This window comes from Microcoleus sp. EPA2, assembly GCA_020882975.1.
Taxonomy (GTDB): domain Bacteria; phylum Cyanobacteriota; class Cyanobacteriia; order Cyanobacteriales; family Microcoleaceae; genus Microcoleus.
In genome coordinates, this window is record JAHRFD010000007.1 from 171,884 (window position 1) to 185,765 (window position 13,882).

General features: G+C 44.1%; 3 protein-coding genes. 2 read left to right on the top strand and 1 reads right to left on the bottom strand.

What is annotated here, in order from left to right:
• Positions 1-72: 72 nt before the first annotated feature.
• Positions 73-6,543, bottom strand: a complete 6,471-nt coding sequence (locus AAFP14_RS09505) for a PAS domain S-box protein (RefSeq protein ID WP_341732023.1) — start codon at positions 6,541-6,543, stop codon at positions 73-75.
• A gap of 664 nt (positions 6,544-7,207) precedes the next feature.
• On the opposite strand from AAFP14_RS09505, the gene ppsA reads away from it, so the two are divergent.
• Positions 7,208-9,685 (top strand): phosphoenolpyruvate synthase, encoded by a 2,478-nt coding sequence (gene ppsA / locus AAFP14_RS09510; protein WP_341732024.1) that lies wholly within the window; start codon positions 7,208-7,210, stop codon positions 9,683-9,685.
• A gap of 1,946 nt (positions 9,686-11,631) precedes the next feature.
• On the top strand, positions 11,632-13,882 hold a 2,251-nt coding region (locus AAFP14_RS09515), incomplete at its 3' end, for a DUF4347 domain-containing protein (RefSeq protein ID WP_341732025.1).

The following is a 13,882-nucleotide window of genomic DNA, read 5'->3' on the forward strand; positions in this document are numbered from 1 at the left end:
CCAGTCGAATGATTTTGATTTTTTGGTCACAATCATAACTGTCAACTTACAAAGTTTTACATAACTTTAATCCTAAGACAAATGTTCCTTCAAAAAAGCTCGAATTTGCTTGATCTGAAATCCCTTAGCTAGTTGGCGGACGTGGTGAGCGAAAGGCACTAATTTGGGGTCAGAATTTTCAAGTTTAGCAATTTCCTCCAGAATAGCTTCTATATCGCCCATGGCACACAGTCTTAACAAAGCCAAGACTGACTCACAGGTGGGAGATGCGATCTTGTCCGCAACAGCCAAGTCTGATCCTGTTTTTGGGGTTAGATCTTTGCGTTTGTGAGCCGATGGTCCTTCTTCGTAAACCCATTCTAGTCCCAAATTAACTCGCAACGATTCTAAAAGCTCGTTGTTTTGAATAGGCTTACTGAGAAAACCATTGCAGCCTGCAAGTATGCTCTCTTGCCTGGTAGTCTCATAAACACTAGCAGACAAAGCAAGGATAACCGCATCTTTTAATTCCGGCAAGTGTCGCAGCCGCCTGGTAGCTTCCCAGCCGTCCATTACTGGCATCAGCAAGTCCATTAAAATTAGATCGGGTTGAAATTCCAGTGCTTTGTGCAAACAGTCTTCGCCGTCTGTGGCTTCTACAATTTCAAAGCCCAAACGAGAGAGCATTTTATGCAGCATTGCCCGATTTGCTTCGTTGTCGTCTACTACCAAAACTTTGCGCTTGAGGCCTACGAAACCAACAATCCGATGTTTTTCCGGTGGAGAGGGGATTTCTGAACACTGGGCGACGGCGGGCAAATCTATGTCTAACCAAAAAATGCTGCCTATGCCGGAGGTACTTTCGACGTGAATTTGGCTGCCCATCATGTTTACTATTTTTTGACTGATGGAAAGGCCCAATCCGGTACCTTCCACCACGTTGCTACGATCGCCCACTTGGTGAAAAGGCAAAAATATTTCTGCTAATTTGTTCTCTCTGATACCAATGCCGCTATCTTCGACTTGAAAGCGGATTTTAGTTGGTGGTAATTTCGCTAAGTTTGGTGTTTTTGTGGTGTCACCTGGGGCGATGGACTGCTTCTGAGGTTCGAGATTAGAGGTCAAAGTTGCCATGCCCTCACGATTTGCCACCGTTAAACTAGAATTTATGGAGTTGAGGGGAGTGGCATATTCAGCCAGATTATCCACATAACCGACTTTCAATGTCACTCCACCACGATCGGTGAACTTAACAGCATTGCTGAGCAAATTAATCAAAACTTGTCGTAGTCTTTTTTCGTCCGCTAAAACGTAATTTGGCAGAACAGATAGCTCTTCGTAATTGAAGGCAATTCCTTTTTGAGCAGAACGCATTTTAAACAAGTCAACAATATTTTTGATTAAGTTCCTAAAATCCACCTCGGCCACTGACAGATCCATTTTATTAGCTTCTATTTTAGCCAGGTCTAAAATGTCATTAATCAGCGTCAGTAAGTGATTGCCACACTGTAGAGCGTTAGTCAGGATATCCAGTTGTTCTGTTGTTAAATTACGCTCGTTTTTGAGGAGTTGAATGTATCCTAAAATGCCGTTCAAAGGTGTCCGCAATTCGTGGCTCATATTGGCGAGAAAGTCGCTTTTAGCGCGGTTAGCAGCTTCAGCGGCTTCTTTAGCTAATTGCAGGGCGGCTTCTGCTTGTTTGCGATCGGCAATTTCAGTTTGCGCCTTTTGAAACAAAGTAGATTGTTGGATGGCGATCGCCAACTGCACGGCTAATTGTTGCAGACACTCTGCCTCAAATTTCTGCCAAGGACGGGGGCCAGTGCAGTGGTGGGCAATTAGCAGCCCCCACAATTTTTCGCCTTGCAAAATCGGTACTACCAGGTTAGCTCTGACGTGCAGATCCGTTAACACATTCAAGTAGCATTCAGCGATACCAGCGTTGTAAACATCATCTGTAGCTCTAATTCTGCCGTCTTTGTAAAGGTCAACGTAGGCTTCGCCAAAACAGGGGTCGTAAATTTCTATTCCCGCAATTGCCATGCAATCTTCCTTTACCGACTCCACAGCGATAAACCCACTCCAACTAGGAGTAAATTGGTAAATGACTGTGCGGTCTACTTGCAAAAATAGCCGCACTTCTTCCACAGTTGTGGTTAAAATTTCTTCTAAGTTTAAAGAAGCCCGAATGCGTTCGAGCATGGAGACTGCTAGTTGCTCCCGATTTAATTGCTGGCGCAAAGTTTTTTCGACTTTTTTGCGTTCGCTAATATCGGTGATTACTCCCACCGAACCGATAAAATTGCCATTTTCATCTTTTATATTATCGGCTCTCACCAGAGTAGTTACTGCTTCACCATTCTTAGTTTTTAGTTCAATTTCATCACTCCATGACAAGCCTGTGCGAATGGTTTTATAGATTTGTTTATAAATTTTGGGTTGGACGTACATCGCCTCGGCTGCATTGAGCCTGTTGAGTTCTTCCACTGTGTAGCCGTACCGTTGAATGAAGGCTTGGTTGTGGTAAATAGAGCGTCCTTTCAAGTCGGTAATCGCGATCGCGTCGCTGGTACTTTCAACAGCTTGAGTAACTTTCAACAGCTCTAGTTCTGCTTGTTTGCGATCGCTGATATCAGTCATGGAGCCCACCATCCGCAGGGGATTTCCGGCTTTGTCCCACACTGCTTGGGCCCTGGCTAGTACCCACTTGTAGCTGCCGTCTTTGCATAGCAGACGGTATTCAGAGGCATAATTCGGGGTTTTGCGATCGAGGTAATCTTGGATAGCAGTTTGCACGCGCCAAGCATCTTCCGGGTGAATTCGCTCAATCCATTCGCGGTTGTTAGTGTCAATTTCCGTTTCTGAGTAACCGATAATTTCCTTCCAGCGAGCAGAGCGAAAAACTTCATTAGTTTGGAGGTTGAAATCCCAAATTCCGTCTTGATTTCCCTTAAGAACTAACTGCCAGCGTTCTTCGCTTTTCCTTAATTCTTCTTCGGCTTGTTTGCGCTGAATATGGGAACCCAATTGAGTGGCTACTGCTTTTACTAAATCTACTATACGGCCCTCTAGAGGCGAGCGGTTCCGCTGGTAAAATACTAAAACTGCGAGGACTTCTCCCTCAGCGCGAATTGGTATGCCGAAACAAGCTTTTAATCCACTTTCTCTTGCCAGTTCCCATCGCGAAAAAACGGGATTTACGCCATCGGATATATCCTCTCTCCACTCCATTTGTTTAGTCAGCCAAATGCGCCCCGGTAGTCCGACTCCCAGTCCAAATACAAACTGATGGCTTTCACGTCCAAAAGCCTGCAAAGTCGGCTCGCTAGCATACCAACTTGGGCTGTGTTCTAGAACAGTGCCATCAGCAGCAGGTATCCAAGCTTCGGCAAAATTCCAGCCGATAGCGTTGCACAAAAAGCGCAAAACATTGGCGATCGCGCTCTCGAAGTCTGGGGACTGACTAATTGCTTGAGTTGCTGCTAGCAACAACTTGATTTCATCTTCTGTTTGCTTACTTTCAGTAATATCAGTTCCCGCGCCCAAAATTTGTTTTAATCGACCGGCTGGGGTTTTCATAAATACAGTATCTCGGCTGACAATCCAGCGCCAAGAACCATCCTTATGCTGCATTCTGTATTCAACTTCAAAGATATCGCCTTGGCCACCTGTTTCTACTTGTTGTAAATAATCAGGAATTTTGCTCAAATCTTCCGGGTGCATCAATTGAGAAATCATCTCTACACCCATAGCCTGAAGTTCTTCTACTGTATAGCCTAAAACTTGAGATATGGAAGCATTAGTATAAATAATTTTATGTTCAATCAAATCGTAAACATACAAAATATTAGGACTAGCTTCAGCAATTTTTTCGGCGAACCGCTGACTATCTTGCAGCTTTATTTCGGCTTGTTTTTTAGCAGAAAGATCGCGGACAATGGAAATAATTTCGCCCCCTTCGAGCATAGTCAGGGACAGTTCTTGAGGAAAGTTGGAGCCGTCGCTGCGACATCCGATGGCTTCGGTGTTGCAATATCCTTTTGTGGTTAAAGCGGGGAAAATTTCTTGCTCCAACCTTTGTAGTTCTGCACTTTCATAGCATATTTTCCAGCTTTGAGCGAACATGGCTTCGGGAGAGTCGTAACCATACATTTTGAGTTGAGCTGCGTTGCAATAAATGAACTCTCCGCCGGCACCGATGATGGCGATGCCCTCGGAAGCGGCGGCCATGGCGGCGGCTTGTCGCTGAATTGCCGACTCAGAACGTTTGCGATCGGTGATATTACGGACGATCGCGATAATGTCGTCATCGCTACAAAATACAATTCTGGCTTCAAAATCGTACAGTTCACCATTAACTGACATGGGATATTCTACGATTTGAATTTCACCATTGTCGATCGCTTGTTTGTTCCCAGATACGATCTTGTCAGCAAAAACCGACGGTAAGATGTCTTGGACTTTTTTCCCGATAAAAATACTTTGTTTAAGTATAATATTCTGTTCTTTTGCTGGTTTGAAGTCTACAAAAGTGCCATCGGCGCGACAGCGAAACATCATGTCAGGTATGGCATTTAAAAGAGCTAGATTGGTGGCTTCACTTTTGCGTAATTCTGCTTCTGCTTGCTTGTTTAAGGTAACGTCGCGGGCCACTGCATAAATTAAACCTTCTTCAGCAAAGGGCGATGCCGTCCAGGACAGCCATTTATAAGTACCATCTTGGCAAAGGTAGCGGTTTTCTAAGTTAATAACTGGGTTGCCACTTTTGAGTGTTTCCAATTTAACTCTGGTGATTGCTCTGTCTTCGGGATGCACAAATTCTATAAAAGGTTTGGCTATAAGTTCCGCTTGGCTGTAACCTAAAGCATTTGACCAAGCAGGATTTAAGCGTCTGAAATAGCCGTCTAAACCCGCAATGCAAAGTAAATCTAGGGAAATGTTAAAGAAGCGATCGCGCTCTTTTTGAGTTTGTTTTAATTCGGTGATATCCATCACCAAGCCGTCCCAAACTAAATCGCCATTGGCTTGCTTTTCCGGTTTAGCAGCGCCTTGCAGCCACTTCACTTTGTCCGGCATAATTTGTCGCCACTGCTGATGCCATGGCAGCAGCGTATTCGCCGATTTTATTATGGATTTTTGGAACTCTTCTAGGTCATCTGGATGTATATTTTTAAAGCCCAATTCTGCATCTTGTTCTAGCTCTTTAGGTGCTAATTCATAAATTTCATTACAACCAGAAGAAACGTAGGAAAATTTCTTTTCTCCCTCCTTATTAATGCGGAATTGATAAATCATTCCCGGTACGTTAGCTGTCATTTTTTCCAACCGAGAGCGGGTCTGCCTCAATGCTATTTGCTGCCGCTTGTACTCCGTGACATCTCGGATAGTACCTACTAACATTTTACTGCCTTCGGCTGTTTTAAAAATAATTTTCTTGGTAGATATAATTCTTTTTTTACCGCGGCTATCTATAAATTTTTCTTCCGTTTCATCAGGAATTTCTGTTTTCAATACCGCTGCGTCTTTTTGTAAAAACAAGTTCGCTATGTCTTCCGGTAAAAAGTCGTATCCACATTTACCTATTAGTTCGGTTCGCGGTTTGCCCATTAACTCGCAAAAAGCATCGTTTAATACTACCCAACGATGTTGTTCGTCTTTGACAAAAATTGGGTCTGGCGTCGCATTAATCGTGTGCTTTAAAAATTGTCGAGATGCTTTGAGTTGGACTTCATAGTGGTGGCGATCGCTCACATCCAAGACCACTTTAATCATCCGATCGATCGACCCGTCTAGGCTGCGGATGCAGCGCAGCGACACTCTAGTATAAACTATTCCACCGTTTTTTTTGCGCCATCTTTTGTCTAAAACGTAACCTTGACTCTTACCCATTAAAATTTTCTTTAGCTGCTCTGAACTAGCTTGCCAATCTTCAGGAAAAGTCAATTGCTCCCAATTACCCTGCAACAGTTCTTCGCGCTCGTATCCCAGCAAATTGCACAAAGCATCGTTGACTTCCAACCACTCACATTTTTCTGGTTGTGAGGGAGAAAGTGGCGCTGCTAGAATCGCGATTCCGACTAGGGAATTCTCCACTACCGATCGATATTTTGCTTCACTTTTTCGCAAAGCTTCTTGGTTGTGTTGTCTTTCCACTGCGTAACGCAGCGATCGCATTAACACTTCACTGTCTATTTTTCTTTTGACTAGATAATCTTGAGCTCCTGTTTGGATCGACTGCACGGCTAATTCTTCATCGTTGCGGGCCGTGAGCACCACGATCGGAGTATTGACGCTGTATTCTTGAATTTTAACAATTGTACTTAAGTCTTGGCTGTCCGGCAGTGACAGATCTAGTAATATGACATCAAATTTTTCCTTTAGTAAAAGCTCCTGTGCTTTACTGAGACGATCGGCGCGACTTATCAATAGCCTTTGGGGCAACGATCGGGAAACATTGGTTTCTAATAATAATTCTTCGATCAGCTCAGCTTCGGCCCGATTGTCTTCGACGAGGAGAACCTTAAAGCCATGGCGCTCTGCGGTTGGGTTCAAAACTGATATCATAAATACCCAGATTTTTATCGTAAAGCAGTCGTAGTAACCATTATAGCATATAAGCAATTCAATGCTGAAATGTACAACTAGGAATAGTTTAAAACTGTTTGACTGAATTCTCTCTGACTCAGCGGAAATTGGCGACTCTCTCTCCTAAGTAAGAAAATCGTTGACACACCTTTAAAAGCGATCGTCCCCTCAAAATCCACAGGAGGGATGAATACAGGGGTTGTTACCTAGTTTTTTTGTCTTTGCTTGATGATAGCTGATACCTCCTAGTCCCTGCCATCTTTTTACTTGTGGCAACCCAGGAAAATTTTCTCGTCTCTATTGTGTTTTTCCAAAAAAGTGATAATCTATAAATAGAGGCCAGAAACTATATTGATCTAAAAGGCATCTGGCACAATCTGCGCATAAATACACTTAAATTCACTTTGAGGAGCCGGGGATCAAGGTTTGAGTGATAATTAAAATAGTTTTATTCGGAGAAAATCTTAGCTGTTAAGGTGAGTAATTCATTGGAGTGAATGATTAGCAGGCAGGATACAGCTAATAAATAGTGACGGAAAAATCAAGAAGTCTGGATATTTAGAGATTGACTTCGTAAGAAAACTAAGTTCAAACTTTTTGCTGTCGTTGGACCGAAATGAGCTAAACAGTAGAGGAAAAAGTAATGACCCACAAATTAGCAATTCCAGAAAAGCAGCTTCAAATTTCCAAAGACAAAGCCTTAATACTATGGTTCGATGAAGTCGGCATCGCTGACATCCCCTTAGTCGGTGGCAAAAATGCTTCCTTGGGGGAAATGATTCAACAGCTAACCCCCAAAGGAGTGAATGTTCCCAACGGGTTTGCAACTACAGCATACGCTTACCGCTACTTCATCGAGTCGGCGGGTTTAGATACTAAACTGCGCGAACTTTTTGCTGACTTAGAAGTTGAAAATGTAAACAACTTGCGTCAAAAAGGCAAGCAAGCACGATCGCTGATTTTGGAAACGCCGTTTCCGCCAGACTTGCAAGCGGCGATCGCCAGCGCTTACGATAAATTATGCGATCGCTATGGCGAGAGTACAGATGTAGCAGTCCGTTCCTCCGCCACCGCCGAAGACTTACCAGACGCCAGCTTCGCCGGACAACAAGAAACCTACCTCAACGTACATGGCTGCACCAGCGTGCTCGAATGCAGCCACAAATGCTTCGCTTCCATATTCACCGACAGAGCGATTTCCTACCGTCAACTCCGAGGCTTCGACCATTTTGATGTAGCCTTATCAGTAGGTGTGCAAAAAATGGTGCGATCGGACTTAGCATCCTCCGGTGTCATGTTCAGCATCGACACCGAAACCGGTTTCAAAAACGCCGCCCTCATCACCGCAGCCTATGGATTGGGGGAAAACATCGTTCAAGGGGCCGTCAACCCCGACGAATACCTAGTCTTCAAACCAACATTGAAACAAGGTTTCCGCCCAATTCTCGACAAACGCCTCGGCACCAAAAAAATTAAAATGGTGTACGATATTGGCGGTTCCAAATACACCAAAAACGTCTCAGTAGCAACCACAGAACGAGAAAAATTTGCCATTAACGATGACGAAATTCTGCAATTAGCACAGTGGGCAGTATTAATAGAAGAACACTACTCCCAAGTGCGCGGAACTCCAACGCCCATGGACATCGAGTGGGCAAAAGACGGCAATACCGGCGAATTATTCATCGTCCAAGCACGACCGGAAACAGTACAATCTCAAAAATCAGTTACAGTTTTGCGGAGTTACAAACTGCAAGGTTCTAGCGCTGTTTTGGCCAAGGGACGGGCTGTGGGCGAGGCCATTGGACAAGGGAAAGCCCGCGTAATTTTAGAAGTTAGCGAAATCGCGGAATTTGAAGCAGGGGAAGTTTTAGTCACCAACAAAACAGACCCGGATTGGGAACCCATTATGAAAAAAGCCAGTGCGATTGTCACCAACTCTGGCGGCCGTACTTGCCATGCAGCAATCATTGCGCGAGAAATGGGAATTCCGGCAATTGTTGGCACCGGTGATGGGACAAAACTCTTAAAGAATGGTCAAGAAATCACTGTTTCTTGTGCTGAAGGAGAGGAAGGCAAAGTTTATTCGGGTTTGGTGCCGTTTGCAGTCCAAGAAAGTGCGATCGACAATTTACCCCGCACTCGCACTCAAATCTTAATGAATGTCGGCAACCCCGAAGAAGCCTTTGGTTTATCAGCAATTCCTTGCGACGGTGTGGGATTGGCGCGACTGGAATTCATCATTGCCAATCACATCAAAGCACACCCGTTAGCACTGATTCACTTTAACAAATTGGTAGATAAATCCGTCAAACGCGAAATTGCCAAACTCACAGCGCTTTACGAACACAAGCCCGATTTCTTTACCGACAAATTAGCCCACGGAATTGGCACCATTGCCGCTGCATTCTATCCCAATCCTGTCATCGTGCGGATGAGCGATTTCAAGAGCAATGAATACGCTAATCTATTAGGAGGGCGACAGTTTGAACCCAAGGAAGAAAACCCAATGATTGGGTGGCGTGGTGCCTCTCGCTATTACGACCCGAATTATCGCGAAGCTTATGCTTTGGAATGCAAAGCCCTGAAGCGAGTTCGCAATGAAATGGGCTTGACAAATGTGATTCCAATGATTCCGTTTTGCCGCACGCCAGAGGAGGGGCGAAAGGTGTTAGCGGAGATGGCGAAACACGGTTTAGTCAAGGGCGAAAATGGCTTACAGGTGTATGTGATGTGCGAATTACCTAGCAATGTCATATTTGCTGATGAATTCGCCCAGGTATTTGATGGATTCTCCATCGGTTCTAACGATCTGACTCAGCTAACATTGGGATTAGACCGGGATTCTGCTTTAGTCGCGCACATTTTTGACGAACGGAATGAAGCTGTGAAGCGGATGGTGGAAATTGCGATTAAAGCGGCTAAAAAATACGACCGCAAGATTGGAATTTGCGGTCAAGCCCCCAGTGATTATCCTGAATTTGCTCGGTTCTTGGTTGAGTTGGGAATTGATTCGATTAGTTTGAATCCTGATTCTGTTTTGAAGACTTTGTTGGATGTTGCTAAGGTTGAGAGTACGGCTTCGATGATGGACTTGGTGATGGATGTAGCGCCTATTTAACACAAAATGTGCTCTCTGTGAGACATCTCCCATAATCTCTAGGTCTGATGACTAATGACTGATGACTAATGACTAATGACTAATGACTGATGACTAATGACTGATGACTAATGACTGATGACTGATGACTGATGACTAATGACTAATGACTGATGACTGATGACTAATGACTGATGACTAATGACTGATGACTGATGACTAATGACTGATGACTGATGACTGATATCAATTCCGGTTGTATCGGAATGATTTAACCACGAAGGCGCGAAGGACGCGAAGGAAGAGAAGAGAGAGTTTAATAATTCCGATGCTAACGGATTTGGTATGATGACTAATGACTTATAACTAATGACTGATGACTAATGACTGATGACTAATGACTGATGACTAATGACTAATGACTAATGACTTATAACTAATGACTTATAACTAATGACTGATGACTAATGACTGATGACTAATGACTATCGCATCTTTTTTTTCTAAAACTCCGGTTACAAATCCCCTAATTTATTGTTCTAGTTATGCGAGCAAAAAGCTTGTAGAGTATAACTTTAAAGGCTTTCAGCTACCCACGGATTGAGGGGTAATAAACCCGGATTTTAATTAAATTTTATACTCCTATAAACTCAACTATACACAGGCTTGGTAATTTATATAGAAGGCATCGGTTAGCCGATCGCAGATATTACTCCCGAAACTATTGACGTTCCCATTTAAAAGGTCTAACTTATATAAGGGATTGCATCTACGAGTATTTGCGGATAGGCTAATTATCAGTTACTATGTACTTACGTGTGAAGAGTTTTGTTTCAAATTTTTCTGAATAAGGTGTTCTACAGTTTTAGAACCTCTAAAAATTGTTCAAAAAACTGATCTGATCCACCAGAATATTCAAGATGACCGATGACCGTTGCCTCCAGGACTTAATCAGCCCCAAAAATTACCGAACATCTACTTTACCGAAAAAAATGATGGAATACTCTACCTTTATCTTTGGAACAATTCCCTGTTAGCGAAACTGTTGTGTACTCGCCGGCGCCGTGTCCCAATTTAAACCATAAATTTCGCTTTTCCAAACTACAATCGACCAAATTTTGAGCATCCTCATCGATACAGGGTCTGTCTATTTCCAGAGGATGAATTATCAACAGCCTAATTTTGAGCATCCTCATCGATACAGGGTACATCTATTTCCAGAGGATGAATTATCAACAGCCTAATTTTGAGCATCCTCATCGATACAGGGTACATCTATTTCCAGAGGATGAATTATCAGCAGCCGAGGGTGAAATTAGGTCAACACATTCTGCAAGGTAGCAATCGTAACCATTTAATTTTCCGTGTAGCACTAAGGCAAAAAAAAGCCGTTTTCTCCGAAATATCGTGGATATGTCCGAGAGAAATGGATGCACAAACCGGGTTTTTGAGTTCCCGTTCGTAAATTTGTGGTAATTATTGCTACCTGTTAGTGGAGATCGGGTGGATAGCGATTTTCAAGACATGGAAGTAGGAGTCGATCGCTCGCCAATCACCGATGAATTGTTACCTAGAACACCAGGGCTAAATCAGACTGTCTATGCTAGAGGCTAACGAGGGAGAATACCATCAAAAAATTTTTGATAATTCCTGTTTTTGCCGACTGGTGGACGTAATAGATCTGTGTTAAACCTAACGGCACTTCCAAACACAATGTAAACAGCACTAATCAATTGATAGCAATAAATCCAACTAGGGGCTTGGGCTTCTAAAATATTCTCCCTCGTTGGCTAATACAGGGAACGCTATCAAATACCAATTAATAGACTATTGATTTGAATCGGTGAATTCATGTTTCAATTAGTCACCCACAACTCAAAAGAGCTGAATGTATTACTTGCAATCGCCGACTAAATCGGTTGTCCAACCAATAGTTTTTTTTAGAAAATTTGTGAGTTTTTTGAATCATGAAAAGCATCTACCCCACCCTTTCCACAACCCAAAACCTTGGTAAAAACACCAACATTGCAGGGAACCACCGTTCCCATCCTGTTAAAAATCTACTGATAGTCGATACAAAAGTAGAAAATAGTGATAGCTTGGCAAAAGGAGCAACGGAGGGTACAGAAGTATTCATGCTTGACCCTAACCTGGATGGAGTCAAGCAAATTACTAGAATTTTGGCTAATTGGAGAGATTTAGAAAGCGTTCAGATAGTTTCTCACGGCCAAGAAGGGCGACTACAAGTAGGGTCGATAGAACTCAATAGCAACAACATAGAAAGCTACAGCCATTTGTTGCAACAGTGGGGAAAATCTCTCAGCGAGAGAGGGGATATTTTGTTGTTGGGATGCAGCATTGCAGCAGGGAAAAGCGGCCAAGCTTTCCTGGGGAGACTGAGTGAAATTACTGGTGCAGATATTGCAGCTTCCGATGATTTGACGGGGAGTGCGGCCCTTGGTGGCGACTGGGAATTAGAATTTGCGATCGGCAATATAGAAGCTAGCATCGCGATCGATCGCCAAGTACAGCAAGAATATAGCGGTATCCTGGGGACATTAGTCAGCGAAACATTCAAAAACGATACAGTCATCGGCCCCTGGATTTATCGAGGCACTAACGGAACACTTTACGATCCCACAATCCCCATCACCAGGCAAATGGTTCCTGGTATTACCGGAGGAACCATATCCGGCGTAATTCCTGCTTTGGGTGGAGACACACCAGGTAACGGAGTCCTGCGGCTGACTCCATCAGTTAAAAGACAGGAAGCTTTTGTCCTCTATGACAAGGCTATCCCAGCTACTGAGGGTCTAAAAGTTACTTTTGATTTTTTTGCTTATGGCACCGTCGCCGCAGAGGATGGTACTCTTTTTGGTGCTGATGGTATTAGCTTTTTCCTGGTGGATGGAACAGCTACACCAAAAAAAGCAGGAGGCTTTGGAGGGTCTCTTGGCTATGCCCAAAACACCAGTAGTACCCCTGTTTCCCCCGGCATTTCTGGAGGTTATTTAGGTGTTGGGTTAGATGAGTTTGGTAATTTCTCAAATCCTACGGCAGGGCGAGTTGGTGGCACTGGATTTTCCCCGGATTCTATAGGTATTAGGGGTAGCGAAAAAAATTCTTACCAGTTTTTAACCAATGCTTCTATTGCTATTGGTATGGACAATAAAGATACAACGATTCGGAGTGAGGCAAAAAGAAGCGTTCAAATCACTCTGTTTCCGGTGCGTTCTGCAACACCCAACCGTCTTAGCGTTGCCTTCGATCTCAATGGTAATGGAGTATTTGAGCCTGGGGAGACGGTTATTGATATACCAGATTTAAAGGCTGTAAATGGAGAAGTACCATCTACTCTGAAGTTTGGATTTGCGGCGGCTACAGGAGGTAATACTAATATCCATGAACTCAACAATGTAATTGTAGAAAGTATTAATGAGTTAACTTTGACCGCCGATCTTTCTGTTGTCAAAACAGGACCAGTATCAGCGAAAGTTGGTGAGACGGTGACTTATACGATCGCCACTGCGAACAAAGGGCCATATGCCGCAGAAGGAGTGACGATTACAGATAGTATCATTCCGGGATTAACGGGAGTCACGGCATCGGATGGAGGAACCTACGACGCAGTGACGGGGATTGTGACTTGGAAACCCGTGGAGATCGACAATGGCGCTACCATCACTCGGACGGTTGGGGTAGTGGTGCCAGCTACCCTGAGTGCGATTAGTAACACAGCTAGAAGCAGTGCTGTTACCACAGACCCAGACCTGAGCAATAACAACGGTACGGACCCCAAGGCTAAGGTGTCTACGACGATTGCGGCTGTAGCAGACCTGGTAACTACTAAAAGTGGGTCTACTTCGAGTCCGGCGGGCGAGACGGTGACTTATACGATCGCCACGGTGAACAAAGGGCCAAGTCCGGCAACAGGAGTGACGATTACAGATAGTATCATTCCGGGGTTAACGGGAGTCACGGCATCGAATGGAGGAACCTACGACGCAGTGACGGGGATAGTGACTTTTCCAACAGTGGCGATCGACAATGGCGCTACCATCACTCGGACGGTTGGGGTAGTGGTGCCGCCGACCCTGAGTGCGATTAGTAACACAGCTAGAAGCAGTGCTGTTACCACAGACCCAGACCTGAGCAATAACAACGGTACGGACCCCAAGGCTAAGGTGTCTACGACGATTGCGGCTGTAGCAGACCTGG